We start from the raw sequence: 17373 nt of genomic DNA, 5'->3' as shown, positions 1-17373 counted from the left end.
ACAATTTTCGGTAAATACCGACACGCATGCCAAAATGCCCCGATGGGAGAGAGGTAGCCCGGATGAGGTGAGGTGCGTGGGAGAGCGATGGGCATTCGGTTAGGCGCTCAGCTGAAAACGCCCGTTCAGTTCCAGCCCCTTCATACCAAAAGGCCGGCAGTCCATGACCACCGGCCGTTCTTCTTTCCCGCCGTAACTATTCCTCTTCTATGAGCGAATCCGTATATTCACCGTCTGCCTCCGGGCGACCCGCCTGTTTCGTGTCCTAAATGATTGACCGCGTTAAACAGGGCTCTTGTCGTCCTCCTCCTGTACCCGCGCTTCGTACAGTCCGTAATAGGCTCCCCGGAGACCGATCAGCTCCTCATGCGAGCCCATCTCCGCCACGCGGCCCCGATCCAGCACGATGATGAGATCCGCTTGACGGATCGTGTTCAGCCGGTGGGCGATAACCAGGTTCGTCCGCCCCTGCATGAGCCGGGACAGCGCCTCCTGGATGCGCACCTCCGTCACGGTGTCGATGCTGCTCGTCGCCTCATCCAGGATGAGGATGGCCGGGTCGGCCAGCATCGCCCGGGCGATCGCCAGCAGCTGCTTCTGGCCGTGCGAGATCCCGCTGCCGCCTTGGTGCAGTGACGTGTCGTAGCCCTGCGGCAGCTTGGAGATGAAGCCGTGCGCGTTGGCGAGCTTCGCCGCCTGCTCGACCTCCTCATCCGTGGCGTCCAGCCGCCCGTACCGGATATTCTCCCGGATCGAAGCGTCGAAGAGCACGGAATCCTGCAGCACGAAGCCCATAAGACGGCGCAGGCCGGCCCGCTGGAGCGACCGGATATCCTGTCCGTCGATGAGGATCTGCCCGCTGCGGATATCATAGAAGCGGGTCAGCAGCTGGACGATCGTCGTCTTGCCTGCCCCGGTGGAACCGACGAGCGCGGCTGTCTGCCCCGGCTTCACCCGGAAGTTCAGGTCAGCCAGCGTCGGCTCTCCCTCTCCGTAGGCGAACGTCACGCCGCGGAACTCGATATCCCCCTGAGTATCCGTTAAGGCCGCGGCCCCCGGCTCGTCTTTCTCCTCTTCCTCGTCCAGGATCTCGAAGGCCCGCTCTGCTCCGGCTACCGCTGCTAGCAGCGTATTGTACTGGGTCGCAAGATCGTTCAGCGGGCGGACGAACTGCCTCGCATACTCTGTGAACGTAATGATCACCCCGATCGTCACGAACCCCTGGTAAGCCAGCACGCCCCCCGCTGCCGCAATGAGCGCGAAGCTCATATTGTTCAGCATAATCATCAGCTTGGAGATAAATCCCGAATAGGTCTGCGCCCAATAAGCCGCGGTCTGCAGGCGCCGGTTCCGCTCACCGAACATGGCGGCAGCCTGCTCCTCCCGGCCGAATGTCTTCACGATAAGCTGGCCGGACAGCGTCTCCTCGATGAACCCGTTGAAGGCCCCCATCTCCTTCTGCTGGGCCCGGAACAGTCTGCCGGTACGGCGCGTAATCCACTTCATCCCGAGGAACATCACGGGAACGACCGTCATCGTGATCAGCGTCAGCAGCGGACTGAGCCACAGCATCACCGCCAGCATCCCGGTAAAGGTGATCACCGAGGAGCAGATCTGGATGAACGAGGAGCTCAGTGTCTGGCTCACGTTGTCGATATCGCTCGTGAACCGGCTCATAAGCTCCCCGTGCTGCCGCTTCGCGAAATAGGGGATCGGCAGCCGCTGCAGCTGGGCGAACACGTCCGAACGCATCGCCGCAACGGCCCGCTGGGCCGTGCCGATCATGAGGTAGTTCTGCAGCACGGTCGCGCCGGTCTGCACCAGGTATACGGCCGCCAGCCCCCCGAGCAGCAGGAGCAGCCCGGCCGCATCCCGATCGACCAGATAGGTATCGATGGCTATACCGAGCCAGTAAGGGCTGAGCAGGCTGAGTACGGAGCTCACGACGACAAGCACGCAGACGAGGGACAGAATGAGCTTCGCCCCTGCCAGATAAGACCAGATCCGCCGCAGCGTGGATTTCAAGTTGCGCACCTTCGGCTTCGGCCTGCCGGCCCCTGCGGGCTCCTGCGCGGCCAGCAGCGCCTCCAGCGCTTCGGCATATCTAACCGGAATGCCCGGCAGTTTAAACATGGCCTACACGCTCCTCTCTGGCTTGGGACTGGACGATGCTCCGGTATAAGCCGGAGCATTCCAGCAGCTCGTCATGGCTGCCTTGAGCCAGCAGCTTCCCGTCCTCGAGCAGCAGAATCGTATCCGCCTGCTGCGCCGCCGTGATCTTCTGCGTCACGAGCAGAATCGTGCAGGACATCGCCCGCAGCTCGGCGAGCAGCCTGGCCTCCGTCCTCGCATCGAGCGCACTCGTACAGTCGTCGAGCAGCAGCAGCTTCGGCCGGCGTACCAGCGCCCGGGCGATCGACAGCCGCTGCTTCTGGCCGCCCGACAGCGTGGAGCCCTTCTGCCCGATGACGGTATCATACTGCTCCGGCATCGCCTGGATGGTCTCGTGGATCTGAGCGCGCCTCGCCGCTTCGACCATCTCATCCAGATCCAGGGTCGCATCCCCGCGGCCCCAGCGCAGATTCTCCTTCACGGAGCCGCCGAACAGCAGCGCTTCCTGCGGCACATAGCCGATCATCCGGCGAAGATGCCCCGGTTCGATCCCGCGGATCGGCTCTCCGCCCATCCGGATCTCTCCCGCTTCCGCTTCGTACAGCCGGGGGAGCAGCTGCAGCAGAGACGTCTTGCCCGAGCCGGTGGCGCCGAGGATCACCGCGAGCTGTCCCGCGCCTACCTCGAACGACAGCGATTCGAGCACCGGCGCGGCCGTACCGGGATAGCGGAACGACACACCGTCGAACTGTACCGCTCCCGCTTCCATATGCGGCATTTCCCTGACCGGCTTCGCTTCAGACGCCGGAAGATCCGGTAAGCTCCGTTCCGCTGCGCCGGAAGCCGCCTCCTCGTCCCCCCTCGCTCCAGGACCTTCCCGCTCTCCTGCCTCGGCCTTCTCCGGCTCGGCTTCCGTGCTCTCTACAGCCGACCTACTCTTCGCTCCAGCTCCAGCTTCTGCGCTCACTTCCGCCGGCCGACTCTTCGCTCCGGCTTCCGCTCTCTCACCCGCGCCTTCTCCCGCCTCCAGCCCTTCCCTGCCGCTCTCCGCTTCCAGCACTTCCGCCATGCGCGTAACGGCCGCGCAGGCGCGGGACAAGCTCGAGATCATCATGGAGATGATGCCGAACGCCGCCGTAATGCGGGTCGCATAGTTCACCACTGCCACCACTTCGCCGACATTCACGGCGCCCCGGCCGATCTCGCCGCTGCCGAGCCACAGCAGCACGAGCACGCTGAGGTTCATCACGAGGAGCACGCAGGGAATCATCGTCTCCGACAAGCGCAAGGCGGCCGTCGTCTTCTCGGACAGATCGCCGCTTGCGGCATCGAACCGTCTTCGCTCATGCTCGCCGCGCACCAGGGCACGAATCAGCCGGATGCCCGTCAGGTTCTCGAGCAGCGTGCCGTTCATCCGGTCGAGCCGTTCCTGGACCGCCCGGAACAAGGCGAATCCCCGCTTCATTGCGAGCCCCAGCAGCACGACGAGCAGCGGCGTCACCACGAGCAGCAGCAGGGCCAGCTTCACATTCACCGAGACAGCCAGCGCAAGCGCGCCGATCATGACGAGCGGCGAGCGCAGGAACACCCTCAGCCCGAGGAATACGGCGAGCTGCGTCTGCGTGACATCGCTGGTCAGCCGCGTGATGAGCGTCGATACGGGGAACCGGCCGAACGCAGCATAGGAGACGGACTGCAGCCGCCCGAACATGGCCTGGCGTATATCGTAAGAGAAGCCCTGGCTCGCCTCCGCCGCATAGAACGTATTGATGAGTCCGCTGATAAAGCCGAGCAGTGCGAGGACAATCATGAGCCCTCCCCACTTCAGCACCTGCCCGAAGTCATGGGGCAGGATCCCCTCGTCGATCATCCTGGCCAGGAGCAGGGGATGCCAGAGCTCCACGACCAGCTCTACGAGCATCAGAATAATCGCCGCCGTCATCGAGCGGCGGTAGGGTATCAGGAATCGGAATACCGTGCCCATCTTTCCACCTCTTTCATCTGCCGGTCTGGTTTGTCCATGCTTATTCGTCCATTATAGAACAGATGAAGAGTTTCAACTACAGCCTTTTCTTACTTTGCATATGCGAATAGTAAACTATATGAAGTCTGCCCCCACGCCAAAAAAGCACTGTCGCAGCAGCGCTCCTCCTTCCATCCCCTGGCGGCTCCGTCCCTTGCTTACAGCAGCGTATGGTATCCGTCCAAGAATACTTTCACCGCAAAAAACAGGAACAAGACAGCCGACACGATGGAGAACCCCCGCGTCAGCTTTTCCCCAAGCAGCTTCGCGCCCTGGCTGCTGACCACCGCCATGAAGGCCGACCACAGCAGCCCTGCAACGAAGAAGCCGACGAAGAACAGAATCAGCGACTCGGTAGACGAAGTCGAACCGGTCGTCGACGCGATCACGCTGCCTCCGATAGAAGCAAAGAACAGAATTGCCGTCGGTGAAGCCAGCGCCAGCGTAATGCCCATGTATAAATCTTTGACCGTTCCGCGGGAGCTGCCTTTCTTCGTATCCTGCAGGTCGACCCCTTTGGTCCGAATCACCGAACGGATCATCTGCCAGGTCAGATAGAGCAGGATCAGCGTCCCCCCCACCCATAGAATCCAACGGATATAGATGTTGCCCAAGATGAGCGTGACGCCCACCATAGATAAAACTGCATAGATCAGATCGCCGATGCCCGACCCGACACCCACCAAGGCAGCGGGAACGAGTCCGCGTTCGACCCCCGTTTTCATAATGGTCACATTGACCATGCCCAGATCCAGGCATAAGGCCAAGGAGAGCAGAAATCCCGATAAGAATAATTCCAAGAACATTCACCCCGTTAATAGAATCCTGCAGCCCAAGAGGACGCCGCCCGAGCCTGTACCAGGACAGACGAAAAGAACGCCTGCTTCCCGGGTACGGTATTCCCTGAAAAAGGCGGACCCATGTAAAAGTCTACCATATTGCAAGCGGCCGTTGAACCCTTATTTTGCTCCGACCTTCAGCAAGCTAGCGGCTTACACCCGGACATAGCCTCGATAATCATGATGATTACCTCTCTGCCGGCTATGATTCCCTTTCGCACACCGGCCCTTGCATTCTGAAGTACCCCCTTGACATTGGAAATCCCCCCTGTATAATACAATATCAAACCTCAAATACCGGCAATGACCAAAGACAAGATCCCCGGAACCGCACTGCCAGAGAGAGAAGTGAAAGGTGCAAGCTTCTTCAGTAGCCGGCCGCGGGATTACCCCTTTGCAGCCGCGGCGTTGAACCCGCAAACGCACTTGCGGCAGTAAGCGGCGCCGCCTGATCCCCGATACCGGATCCCATGAGGACCTCGCAGTCATCTGACCCCGGACGTATGCTCCGGCAGGTATAGCTGCAGGTCGAATTAGGGTGGAACCACGAGCTGAACGCACTCGTCCCTTAGGGGATGTGATGCGTTTTTTTGCGTTCAAATTGAACAGGAAATGGAGGAAAAGGGCATGAAGGAGATCAGTGTCGCACTGCAGGACGGAACAATCAGGAGGTATCCGCAGCACACCACGATCGGCGACATTGCCGAATCGATCGGCGCCGGGCTGAAGAAGAAGGCCATGGCCGGACGGATCAACGGCAGGCTCGCGGATCTGGACCGGAGACTGGAGGAAGAAGGAGGGGCTGAGATTGTGACCGTGGACATTGTGACGCTGGATTCCCCGGACGGTCTGGAGATCCTCCGGCATACGGCGGCGCATGTGTTGGCGCAGGCCGTGCGGCGCCTCTATGGGCCGCAGTCCGTGAAGCTCGGCATCGGCCCCGTGATCGCGGACGGATTCTATTACGACATCGGGCTGGATCGTTCCCTCTCCCCCGGCGACCTGGCCGCAGTCGAACGGGAGATGGAGAAGGTCATTCAGGAGAACCTTCCGGTCGTCCGCCGGGAAGTCTCCCGGGAAGAAGCCCTGCGCATCTTCGAAGCGCTGGGAGAGCCGCTGAAGCTGGAGCTGATCCGCGATCTGCCGCAGGAGGCCGTCATCTCCCTGTACAGCCAAGGCGAATTCACGGATCTATGCCGCGGTCCCCACTTGCCCTCTACCGGATGGATCAAGGCATTCAAGCTGCTCAGCGTAGCGGGGGCTTATTGGCGGGGAGACTCGAACAATCCCATGCTGCAGCGGATCTACGGGACGGCGTTCGCGAAGAAAGCCGAGCTCGGCGAGCATCTGCGTCTCCTCGAGGAAGCGAAGCTGCGGGACCACCGGAAGCTCGGCCGGGAGCTTGGGCTGTTCATGTTCTCCGATGAAGCGCCGGGCATGCCCTTCTACCTCCCGGCCGGCATGACGATCCGTACGGAGCTGGAAGACTTCGCCCGGGAGCTCCAGCGGCAGCGGGATTACGATGAGGTGAAGACCCCCTTCATGATGAACCAGCGCCTCTGGGAGCTCTCCGGCCATGCGGATCACTACCGGGAGAACATGTACTACACGGACGTGGACGATACGAAATATGCGCTGAAGCCGATGAACTGCCCTGGGCATATGCTCATCTTCAAGAACCGCCTGTACTCCTACCGCGATCTTCCCGTCCGGATCGCCGAGTTCGGCCAAGTGCACCGGCATGAGTTCTCGGGAGCCCTGAACGGGATGATGCGGGTGCGCACGTTCTGCCAGGACGACGCCCATCTCTTCGTCCGTCCGGATCAGATTCAAGAGGAGATCGGGAAGATCATCGAGCTCATCGACCGGATGTACCGCGTATTCGGATTCTCCTACGTGATCGAGCTGTCCACTCGTCCCGAGGATTACATGGGAGCGGAGGAGCTCTGGAACCAAGCGGAGGCTTCCCTGCAGAGCGTGCTGGACTCGCGCGGCATCCCCTACCGCCTGAATCCGGGGGACGGCGCCTTCTACGGGCCGAAGATCGACTTCCATATCCTCGACGCGCTGAAGCGGAGCTGGCAGTGCGGCACGATCCAGCTGGATTTCCAGCTGCCCGAGAAGTTCGAGCTCGGGTATGTCGCCGAGGACGGGCACAAGCACCGGCCGGTTGTCATTCACCGCGCGGTATACGGCTCCCTCGACCGGTTCATAGGGATCCTGACCGAGCATTACGCCGGGGCATTCCCCTTGTGGCTCGCTCCCGTCCAGGTGAAGCTGCTGCCGGTGTCGGATCCCTATAACGACTACGCCTACCGCGTGAAGGAGCTATTGGCCGAGGAGGGCATCCGGGCCGAAGTCGATGCGCGCAGCGAGAAGCTCGGCTACAAGATCCGCGAAGCGCAGCTCGGCAAGGTGCCGTATATGTTCATTCTCGGCGAGCAGGAGCTCTCGTCCGGCACAGTATCGGTCCGCAGGCGCGACAGCGGCGATATGGGACCGCAGGAGGTCGGGGAGATCGCCGGCCGCATAGTAGAGGAGATCCGCTTGCGCCAGTAAGCTGCGGCATTCCGGCCGGGGTGCCTGCCCATCCGGCGGCCCATGGTCCCCGGCTGGCGGCGGCCCGCGCGGATCCCGCCCCGCTTGGAGCAGTCGATGCTGCGCCCCAAGATACAGCCAGCTCCGGTCCGCCGGGACTGGCAGTTCCTGTTTCTTCATAATCCCCCTACTCCTTGGGAACCTTAGTAAGGAACCATTCCAAGTCTGAATGATAGAGGGGACCCCATGACGACGGATCAAACGACACAGCTTGACCGGATTACAAGCCTTTACGAGCAAGCTTCGGCTGAGATCCGGACCTATTGGTTTGCTTATTCCCATATGGGCACCTGGCAGTTCTGGATGGAGCTCGCGATGCTGGTACTGCCGCTCATCGTGCTGTTCCTGTATATCGACCGCGAACAAGCCTTACTGCTCGGATTACTATGGCTTCAACGTGCATTTGTGGTTCAATTATATTGATGACTTCGGTGCCATGAACGGTCTTTGGATCTATCCGTATAAGCTCGCTCCGTTCCTCTCCGTCAATCTGGCGCTCGACACGGCTTTGGTTCCGGTCATCTTCATGTTCGTGTATCAATGGAGTATCAACCACAGCAAAAATTACTATCTATACGGCACACTGTGCTGCCTGTTCTTCTCGTTTCTGTTCAAACCGGCTCTCGTGGCCTTCGGCTTGTTCCGGTTCGGTCCGGGAACAAACTATATCCATCTGCTGGCCTGCTATCTCAGCATCATGTGCCTATCCCGGTGGATTACGAATCTCTTCCTCTATGCCGAACGGACGTCGAAGAAGGATCCTCCTGACGAAGGCAGCGTTCGAAGGCAGCCACGGACCTACAAGATCAACAAGTTGTTCCAGCGCTCCAAGGCTCGTTGATGCCTTGCCCGCCCAGCCCGGCGGGCGGCCCGCTGCCTTCTACAATACAAGCCCCATCCGGCTGCCGGATGGGGCTTGTTCTGTCTTGACGGATGCGGACCTACCCTAACCTATCCAATCCTTACCGGGGAAAGTAAGCCGCCTGCACGCATACCGGTTTCGACACGGTTACGGCGTGACCGGTGAAGTCCAGCCGGCCCGTCTGCTTGTCGACACGGAAGAGCACCAGGTTGTTCTCCGAGTCGCGGTTCGCCGCGAGCAGGTGGCGGCCGCCCGGCAGCAGCGCGAAGTGCCGCGGGTGCCCGCCCCTTGTCGGCACATGTTCGACAAGCGCCAGCCGGCCCGTCTCCTCATCGACACGGAAGACGACGATGCTGTCGTGGCCCCGGTTCGAACCGTAGAGGAACCGCCCGTCTTCGGACACGGCAATCTCGGCGCAGGTATTCTCCTCCGTGAAGCCGGCAGGCAGGGTCGGCACATGCTCGATCTCCTGCAGGGTCCCCGCTTCGCTGTCGTAGCGGAAGGAAGTCACAGTCGAATCGACTTCATTGATCGAGAAGGCAAGCTTCCCGTTCGGGTGAAACGCCATATGCCGCGGGCCCGCACCCGGATGCGTCGTCGTCTCGCCGTGATAGGCGAGACGGTTCTCCTGCGGGTCGACACGGTACACGCGGATCCGGTCCATACCGAGGTCCGGCACGAACAGGAACCGCTTGTCCCGGCTGAGATTCACCGAGTGCGGATGCGGACGGTCCTGCCGCTCGGGATCGGGCCCGTGCCCTTCATACTGCTGGGTGTCCAGCAGCGCTCCGATGCGCCCGTCCTCCCCCAGCGCCGACAAGGCGATCCGGCCGCCGTGATAGCTCGTCAGGATGAGATACCGCCCCGCCGCATCACGCTGGATATGGCACGCCGGCGCATCTACGCCGATGCCCCGGCTGAGCTCAGCCAGACGGCCGGTGGAAGCGTCAATATCGAACGATACGGCTTCGCCCACCTTCCCTCCGTCTTCCGACACGCCCTCGGCGATCGAATACAATCTGCGCTTCGCGGCATCCAGGTTCAGGAAGGTCGGATTCTTCAGCCCGGCCACCGAATCCAGAAGCGTAAGCTCTTCTTTCTCTTCATCGAATGCATAGACGTACACGCCGCTGTCCGATGCTTCGGCATAGGAGCCGACGAACACCAGCATGTGCTGCTTCTCTGCCATCTTTCATTCCTCCTCTTCCCCTCATCATAAGCACTTCCTCATTGTATAGCGTATCCTACCCGCCGGGCAAACCGTAACCCGGACACGTGCAGCCGCCCTGTGGCAGATCCGTGCGGAGCCCCGATTGCCCGCCAGGGATTCCCCTTTCAGGCATGCCTCCGACGGTTCGCCGCACCTCCATTATTTCCCGGAAAATATGACAGCAACAAACGTACCCTTTCGACCGCCTTCAACCGGAATTTCGCGCCGCTGCCGCCCCGTTTCGACCCTTGCTCCCGCTGGCTTCGGGGTTGTCCGACTTCTCCTCTTCTAATCTACTCTCTGCTTGGTTCCTACCTTACCCAGAACAAAAACAAGGCGGAAAACAAGCTCCACCCAGAAATTTTATAAATTCTATAATAGCAAAAAAACCTGCCTTGTTGGACAAGGCAGGCCTCTCATAAGGTATACTAGTAACGTCAACGCCAAGCCGATTACAACTACAAGGAGCGACAATCCATGGAACATACTCCCGAAGAAGCAGCACGCTGGATGCTGAACGAACTCAGAAATGCAGGTATCCTGTACCAGCAGGACGCCGTGAACCATATCCGCAGCCAATTTGGCGAGCACTTCATTTATGTGAATGAGAACGGCAATGAGTCCATCGACAAAGAAGTCAAAAAGATCTTCAAGAAACTCCACGGCGGCAAAGCCGCTTGGGACCGGGACGGATTCTTCTGGGGCTGGACCTGATCGTCTGGAGCAGCCCCGCTGTGGAAGCCGCCCCCTTACCGGCGCGGCCTCTCCGCTCTTTCCTAGAGGGCTTCAATCTCCACCTTCTCCGTACTGTTCGGAATCCCGCCCTTAGGGAACAGCAGATCCGTATAATCCGACACGGTGACTGCCCCGCTCCCCTTCGTCTCCATTTCGCCGTAGGCTTTGAACCTCTCGATCACCGCTTCGTCACTCCACTTCAGCACCTCCGACGGAATGAGGCCCGCATCCTCCGGTGCGACCTGGAACACCACATGCTCCGGTGTCGTCTCGCTCCCCGCCACGATCTCGTAAGTGCCGCGGATCTTCACCGGCTGGGGCGCCTCGAAGCGGATCGAGTATCCGAAGATCTCGTCGTTATCCGCCCAATAGTCCACTCCCGTCACCTTCATGCTTCCAAAAACATCCCCCACATCCACTTTGCACCGGTCAAAGGGCTTCGCAGACAGCATCTTGCTGCAGCTCTGTCCCAGGAAGTCCGCCTTGCGGGCATAAGCCGCGTAGGCGGATGCCACGAGGTCGCTGCGCTTCGCGGCCACGGTATAATCGCCCGTCGTGCCGATCAGACCGGAACCGTAGGCTGCGTCGAGCTCCGACTGCGCCCAACCCGACACCTTCGAATACTGGGCGATCGCATCGTCGCCGCCCATCGGCTGCACCTGGAACGCCCGTGCGAGCACGGCTGCCAGCTGCTCAAGGGTCACGGTCTCGCCCGGGGAGAACCGCCCTGGGGCTGTGCCTTGGAATAATCCCGCCTTGGCCGCGGCGCCCATATACCCGCGCGCCCATTCGTGGCCGCCCAGGTCACCGAAGGCCGCCGCGGCCGCCGGCGCTTCCGGCAGCCCCCACAGCTTCGCCATGACCTTGGCCAGCTGAGCCCGGGTTGTAGTCCCCTCCAGATTCGCTCCGCTCTGGTCTCCCTCCATAACCCCCTGCTTTTTCAGCAATTGGAACCGCTCTTCCAGTGTGTGCCGCGACCCCTGCAGCACATGATAGCGCTTGTCGCCGGAGGCGGCCTCCGCCCCATGACCTCCAGCGGGCAGCACCAGCGCCAGGAACAATCCGGCGGCCGTCAGCCCCCGGCAGATTCGATTCAAAGCGGCGTGTCGTTTCATCCGGCTTACTCCCCCTATAGATGCAGTCCGTGTCCGTCTTTGCGAGCAGGCGTCTTCTTCTTACAGACACCGTCTTCGGTACGGAACTTCACTTTACTCTCTCTCCCTAACCCAAACGAGCATTCGACAGCAAAAGTTGCAGGGGCCGGCGCCGGGCGGAAGGCTCCTCAAGCAGGAGCCAACAGCGTTCTGCGAACGGCCGAGACGATAGCGAGCAGCAGCAGATGGCCCGGATAGAATCCACGCCACAGCCAGGAAGGCGCCGACCGCTGAGCAAGTCCGGGGCGGACCTGCTGCGCATAGATGATAATCAGCGTACCGAAGATGCTCAGCACCTGCATCGGCATCAGCGTGTAATATAAGAAGTTCAGCAGCAGATGGCCGAGGAACATCCTTGAAGCTGATTCCGCATACCTGTAGATCAGCACGAGGAGCAGCCCGTAGCCCCCATACTCAAAAGGCAGTAAAGTAATCAGCAGCAGTCCCGCCGCGATAATCAAGATGCGCTGCGGCCCTTGGTTCGTCCGGTCCAGCAGATACAATACCCCGATGCAGAAGAGGAACGACCCGACCACATTCACCTGTATGAACCCAAAATCGTACAAATACGGCACCTGGGCCAAGGCCGCCGTCACAGCCAGGCGCTTCGCATACCGCGGAAGGCTGCGGGTATGCCGGTAACCGGCCACAATCCCGTAAGCATAGAGGGGAAAGGCCAGCCGCCCAATCCACCGCCACACCTGCTCCCCCTTAAAGAACACAATCCCGATATGATCGATGAGCATCGTAATCATCGCGATCCACTGCATGAACTCCCTCCTTCGCCGCGCTCTTTTCCTTAGTATATTACACCCGCTTTTCTTTCTGCCAAAACATGAGGAATTTCAACAAAAAAACAGCCTCCATATGCTGGAGGCTGATCTGAAGCGGGCCGGCCGGGCGGCTGCAGCCGCCGCGCCCGGGGTCTTGGCTTATGCTATTGGATTCAGGCCCATACGGAACTTAGTGGGCCACCTGGTTGTATGTCATGATCCAGATAGAGCCTGCGACAATCGTAAGCAGGATGATCAGCCCGAGGATGAGCGCCATGATGTTCCAATGCGCGTTCTCGCCTTCCTTCAGGTGCATGAAGAACACGAGCTGCACCACGAACTGGAGAATCGCCATCGCCAGGATGAGCACCAGCAGCGGCTTGCCTTCGAGCAGGTGGTTCATCACTGCGGCAACCGGGATGATCGTCAGTACGATCGAGAGTACGAAGCCGATCACATACGACTTCAAGGAGCCGTGAGACGCGTTGTGAGAGGCGGTATCGCCGTGTTGCTGCGCCATTTTACATCACCCCCATCAGATACACGACGGTCAGGACGAAGATCCAGACGACGTCGAGGAAGTGCCAGTACAAGGAGAGAACTTCCACTTTGCGCTTCGTGACCGGCGTAATGCCTCTGCGGCGGAGCTGAAGCATCAGCCCGACCATCCAGACCAGACCCAGGGATACGTGCAGCCCGTGAGTGCCGACCAGAGCGAAGAAGCCGGAGAGGAACGCGCTGGTGGAGATCTTCGCTCCCTCGTGTACCATATGCACGAACTCGGTAACTTCGAGCCCGATGAAGGACGCGCCGAGCAGAGCGGTAACGATCAGCCAGCCGATGAGCTGCTTGACCTTGCCTTGGTGCATCGCAAGGACCGCCAGACCGCTCGTGAAGGAGCTCGTCAGGAGAATGAACGTCTCCGCCAGAATCATCGGCATCTGGAACAGCTCTTCGGGGGTCGGCCCCCCGTTGGTATTGCCGCGAAGCACGATATAGGTGGCGAACAGCGTGCCGAAGAGGATACAGTCGGTGATCAGGAACAGCCAGAAGCCGAACGTCTTCATCGATTCCAGGTCATGATGGCCGTGATCGTGGTGCCCGTGTCCGCCCTTAGCAGCGTGTGCTTGTTCCATTATGCCTTCACCCCTCTCAGCGCGGCCTCAGTCCGCTCGATTTCATCTACCTGAATATAATAATCGTCGTCATAGGTGAACGAACGGGCAATCATGCAGATCCCGATACCGATCAGGGCTGGAATCGCCATCCACATCCAATCCCAGACGAACCCGAAGCCGGCGAAGAACCAGAGAGCGGACTTCACGAACGGTATCGCGGAATTCTTCGGCATGTGAATCGGCTCGTAGACCGGACGGGCCTGCGTCTTCCCGGCGGAAGCGGCCAGCTTCTGCTTCGTCTCCCACCAGTCGTCGACATGCTCCACCTGCGGAGTCACAGCGAAGTTGTACACTGGTGCCGGCGACGGAATCGACCATTCGAGCGTGCGACCGTCCCACGGATCGCCAGTAACGTCTTTCTCATGATGCTTAATGCTGTAAGCGATCTGCCATACCTGGAAGATGAACCCGATCCCCATCAGGAAACCGCCCACGGTCGAGACCATGTTGAGCGAGCCCCAGCCCATGTCGAAGTCATACGTGCTGACACGGCGGGTCATGCCGTCGAGGCCCAGGAAGTACTGCGGCATGAAGCAGACATAGAAGCCGATGTTCCACAGCCAGAACGCCCATTTGCCAAGGTGCTCGTTGAGCTTGAAGCCGAACATCTTCGGCCACCAGTAGTACAACCCTGCGAAGTAGCCGAATGCCACGCCGCCGATCAGCACCTGATGGAAGTGAGCGATCAGGAAGTAGCTGTTGTGGAACTGGAAGTCGGCCGGTGCTACTGACAGCAGGACGCCGGTCATCCCGCCGACCACGAAGCAAGGAATGAACGCGATGGTCCACAGCATCGGCGTCGTGAACTTGATCCGGCCTCGGTACATCGTGAAGAGCCAGTTGAATATCTTGACCCCCGTCGGGATCGAGATGAGCATCGTCGTGATCGCGAAGAAAATATTCACGTCCGCGCCGGAGCCCATCGTGAAGAAGTGGTGGACCCACGTGAAGAACGAAAGGACACTAATGATTAACATCGCGAAGACCATCGATTTGTAACCGAACAAGGTCTTCTTCGAGAAGGTCGCGACGATCTCGGAGAAAATCCCGAACGCCGGCAGAATGACGATATACACTTCCGGGTGACCCCACATCCAGATGAGGTTGATGTACATCATCGGGTTGCCCCCGCCGTCCAGCGTGAAGAAGTGCGCGCCGAGGAACCGGTCGAGGAAGAGCAGCGCCAGGGTAACCGTCAGAATCGGAAAAGCAAACATAATGATGATACAGCTCGAGAAGACGGACCAGGTGAACATCGGCATCTTCATCAGCGTCATGCCCGGTGCACGCATCTTGAGAATCGTCACGATAAAGTTAATGCCTGTCGCCAGGGAGCCGATACCCGAGATCTGGATGCCCCAGATATAGAAGTTCTGCCCGACCCCCGGGCTGTGTTCGAGACCCGACAGCGGCGGATACGCCAGCCATCCCGCATCCGGCGAACCGCCGATGATGAACGAGACGTTGAAGAGCATCGCGCCGAAGAAGAACAGCCAGAAGCTCAGCGCGTTCAGGAACGGATAGGCTACGTCGCGGGCCCCGATCTGCAGGGGCATGATGACGTTGAACAATCCGAACATGAGCGGCATCGCCATGAAGAGAATCATGATGACCCCGTGGGTCGTGAAGATCTGGTTATAGTGTTCCGGATGCAGGAACTGCGCATTCGGAACGGCCAGCTGCAGCCGCATGAGCAGGGCGTCAACCCCGCCGCGGAAGAGCATGAGAATGGAACAGATGATATACATTATGCCGATCCGCTTGTGGTCGACGGTCGTCAGCCATTCGCGCCAGAGCCAGACCCACTTGCGGAAGAAAGTCAGGACGAACACGATGGCCACCATCGCAATCGCGATGCTGACTTGCGCCCCCAGGATCATCGGGTCCCCGGTAACGAAAAACTCGGATGCGAACTCTTGTATCTTATCGAGCATTGGAGGACTTCCTTTCGGTGTTTTCGCTGTTATAAATCCTTGCAGATAGCAGGTATTCCTGTATTCGGGCCTGGCTTACCAGGTCCTTAATGACCCGTATGACCCGAATGCTCGCTGCCCTTCGTGCTGCTATTCGTGCTTGTTCCGCTGCCGGCGTCCGTATTCTGCTTGGCATCCGGCAGCGGCTTCTGTACGGGATCCGTCTTCGACTGCGGAAGCGGCGCGCTCTCATGTCCGTGGGCGTGTCCGCCCGGCGCGTATTTCGTGACGATCCGCTGGAACAATCCTTCTGGGAACGAGGAGAACACCGCGACAGGAGAGGTCCCTTTCTCCGCCAGCTTCTCGTACGATTCGTTCGTCAGCTTGGCAGGAGAGGCTTTGACCTCTTTCACCCAGGCATCGAACTCAGTTTGGGACTTCGCATCCACATAGAATTTCATGTCGCCAAAGTGCTCGCCGCTGAAGTTCGCACCCGACCCATAATAACGTCCAGGGTGATCCGCCTGAAGGAAGAGCGTCATGCCCATGCCCGACATCGTGTACATCTGTCCGCCGAGCTGCGGGATCCAGAACGAGTTCATCGGCGCATCGCTCGTCAGTTCAAACTTGACCGGCACATCCTCCGGAATCTGCAGGTAGTTCACCGTCGCAATGCCCTGCTCCGGATAAGTGAACAGCCACTTCCAGTCGAGCGAGGTTGCTTGGATCGTAATGGCTTTCTTCTCCGATTCGATCGGCTTCGAAGGCTCAAGCGCGTACGTATACCGCGCAGTGACTACCGCCAGAATAATGATGATAACGATGGGAATTCCCCACCAGATCACTTCCAGCTTGGTGCTGTGGGAGAAGTTCGGCTGGTAAGCCGCCGTGCTGCCCTCCCGCTCCCTGTACTTCCATACGATATAGGCGGTCAAACCGAGAACCGGGAAGAGGATCACGGCGCACAAGAGGGAAGAGATCAGAATCAAATCCTTCTGGTCCGCGGCAATCGGTCCCTTCGGATCGAGTACCATGGGCTGCTCGCCGCAGGCCGACAGCAGCAGCACGCCGGCCAGTAAGAAGATGAGCGGCAGTGCCTTGCGAAGCATCCGTTTTGTTTGTTGCATGTTGGTCCTCCATTCTCCTCAAGGTGCTGGTGCACAATCTTAGCATTGATCTATAGGCAAAACTTGTGACAAAAATCACAAACGTAGGTTTTCAAAACGACCTCCGGGTGAAATGGTACGCGGATCGGACAGCTGCCCTTCCCCGAACCCGGTGTCCTTTTTTGAAGACTTACGGCTCTCACTGAAGCGATATCTATAAGATAGCAGATTCTTTCCGGCTTGACGCGGGGGTTAACAAATACGTCAAAACTTCGCCTTTTCTCTGTAATAAGTTTGTCACGAAGCTGACAAACTTATAAAAAAACACCTCCGCCGGTCTGGTACCGGTTGGAGGTGTTTCCTGTAAAAGACGATTATGGGGAAATCAGGGACTTATCTTCCTCTGCTCTAGGTCTGTCCGTTCACTTACTCCCGTTCTCAGCACGGGAATGAACCAAATGGATCGCCGTGCGCATCACATAAATGAAAACACTGCCGACCATGCAGCCGATCCCGATCATCAGGCTTGGGTTGCGGTCGCTGAAATGATGTAGGTTAAACAGGCTCAGCAGAAGTCCGAAGCCCAGAAAAATCCATGCTGCTGCAGTCATCCATCCCACGAGGCGGTTTACGTCCCGCTCGCCTTGGATTTCGCTTTGTACGGTAGCTGTTTTTGTCGTCATTAGGAATCACTCCAAAACAGATATTGTAAGTGCTTAACTAACTACGATTAGTATACCATACAATACCCGTTTTGTTCAAAGATTATTCACTTTTTGATCAAAAATTAGACAAAATTATTCACGTTTTCAAAGAAGGTGCCTGTCAAGCATTAATCTCTTCCAGAAGGACCAGGGATATCGTAATTAA

The 17373-nt window shown here is 59.0% G+C and carries 15 protein-coding genes; 4 read left to right on the top strand and 11 right to left on the bottom strand.

The features are described from left to right. Nucleotides 1–282 precede the first annotated feature (282 nt). From O9H32_RS10030 to O9H32_RS10020, 3 genes are all read right to left on the bottom strand, one after another. Complete coding sequence (locus O9H32_RS10030; protein ID WP_269865900.1) at nt 283–2133, bottom strand: ABC transporter ATP-binding protein; 1851 nt, start codon at nt 2131–2133, stop codon at nt 283–285. Then, complete coding sequence (locus tag O9H32_RS10025; protein ID WP_269865898.1) at nt 2126–4096, bottom strand: ABC transporter transmembrane domain-containing protein; 1971 nt, start codon at nt 4094–4096, stop codon at nt 2126–2128. Before O9H32_RS10025 ends, O9H32_RS10030 begins: the two co-directional genes overlap by 8 nt. 197 nt (nt 4097–4293) lie before the next feature. Beyond that, nucleotides 4294–4941 carry a LysE family transporter gene (locus O9H32_RS10020; protein ID WP_269865897.1) on the bottom strand — a complete coding sequence of 216 codons (648 nt, stop codon included), beginning with the start codon at nt 4939–4941 and terminating at the stop codon, nt 4294–4296. A gap of 660 nt (nt 4942–5601) precedes the next feature. Here O9H32_RS10020 and thrS point away from each other — a divergent pair. From thrS to O9H32_RS10005, 3 genes are all read left to right on the top strand, one after another. Further along, nucleotides 5602–7533 carry a threonine--tRNA ligase gene (thrS, locus tag O9H32_RS10015; protein ID WP_269865896.1) on the top strand — a complete coding sequence of 644 codons (1932 nt, stop codon included), beginning with the start codon at nt 5602–5604 and terminating at the stop codon, nt 7531–7533. Between the two features lie 225 nt (nt 7534–7758). Further along, complete coding sequence (locus tag O9H32_RS10010) at nt 7759–7995, top strand: hypothetical protein (RefSeq protein ID WP_269865895.1); 237 nt, start codon at nt 7759–7761, stop codon at nt 7993–7995. Nucleotides 7996–8008: 13 nt separating this feature from the next. Beyond that, entirely contained in the window at nt 8009–8413 is a 405-nt protein-coding gene (locus O9H32_RS10005) for a hypothetical protein (RefSeq protein ID WP_269865894.1), read from the top strand. 121 nt (nt 8414–8534) lie between these two features. Here O9H32_RS10005 and O9H32_RS10000 read toward each other — a convergent pair whose 3' ends face one another. Next, nucleotides 8535–9623 carry a lactonase family protein gene (locus O9H32_RS10000; protein WP_269865893.1) on the bottom strand — a complete coding sequence of 363 codons (1089 nt, stop codon included), beginning with the start codon at nt 9621–9623 and terminating at the stop codon, nt 8535–8537. A gap of 498 nt (nt 9624–10121) precedes the next feature. Between O9H32_RS10000 and O9H32_RS09995 the strand changes: the two genes are divergently transcribed. Beyond that, the gene (locus O9H32_RS09995; RefSeq protein WP_269865892.1) at nt 10122–10358 is read left to right on the top strand and encodes a DUF6953 family protein; all 237 of its coding nucleotides are present in this window, start codon (nt 10122–10124) and stop codon (nt 10356–10358) included. A gap of 62 nt (nt 10359–10420) precedes the next feature. Here O9H32_RS09995 and O9H32_RS09990 read toward each other — a convergent pair whose 3' ends face one another. The 7 genes from O9H32_RS09990 to O9H32_RS09960 form a co-directional block, all read right to left on the bottom strand. Beyond that, on the bottom strand, nt 10421–11494 hold the full coding sequence (locus O9H32_RS09990) for an S-layer homology domain-containing protein (RefSeq protein WP_269865891.1): 1074 nt from the start codon (nt 11492–11494) through the stop codon (nt 10421–10423). A gap of 167 nt (nt 11495–11661) precedes the next feature. Further along, nucleotides 11662–12303 carry a TraX family protein gene (locus O9H32_RS09985; RefSeq protein ID WP_269865890.1) on the bottom strand — a complete coding sequence of 214 codons (642 nt, stop codon included), beginning with the start codon at nt 12301–12303 and terminating at the stop codon, nt 11662–11664. Between the two features lie 193 nt (nt 12304–12496). Beyond that, a complete protein-coding gene (gene cyoD, locus O9H32_RS09980) occupies nt 12497–12826 on the bottom strand; it encodes a cytochrome o ubiquinol oxidase subunit IV (protein ID WP_269865888.1) in 330 nt (109 codons plus the stop codon). Between the two features lies 1 nt (nt 12827). Further along, complete coding sequence (gene cyoC / locus O9H32_RS09975; RefSeq protein WP_269865886.1) at nt 12828–13442, bottom strand: cytochrome o ubiquinol oxidase subunit III; 615 nt, start codon at nt 13440–13442, stop codon at nt 12828–12830. After that, entirely contained in the window at nt 13442–15418 is a 1977-nt protein-coding gene (locus O9H32_RS09970) for a cbb3-type cytochrome c oxidase subunit I (protein WP_269865884.1), read from the bottom strand. The genes cyoC and O9H32_RS09970 overlap by 1 nt, the downstream gene beginning before the upstream one ends. 86 nt (nt 15419–15504) lie before the next feature. Then, nucleotides 15505–16524, bottom strand: a complete 1020-nt coding sequence (gene cyoA / locus O9H32_RS09965; protein WP_269865883.1) for a ubiquinol oxidase subunit II — start codon at nt 16522–16524, stop codon at nt 15505–15507. Nucleotides 16525–16925: 401 nt separating this feature from the next. Next, entirely contained in the window at nt 16926–17186 is a 261-nt protein-coding gene (locus O9H32_RS09960; RefSeq protein ID WP_269865882.1) for a hypothetical protein, read from the bottom strand. Between the last annotated feature and the right edge of the window lie 187 nt (nt 17187–17373).

Source organism: Paenibacillus caseinilyticus (genome assembly GCF_027533645.1).
In the GTDB taxonomy this organism is placed as follows: Bacteria; Bacillota; Bacilli; order Paenibacillales; family NBRC-103111; genus Paenibacillus_G; species Paenibacillus_G caseinilyticus.
Note: the sequence above shows the minus strand (reverse complement) of the source record. Positions and strands in the feature narration are given on the sequence as shown.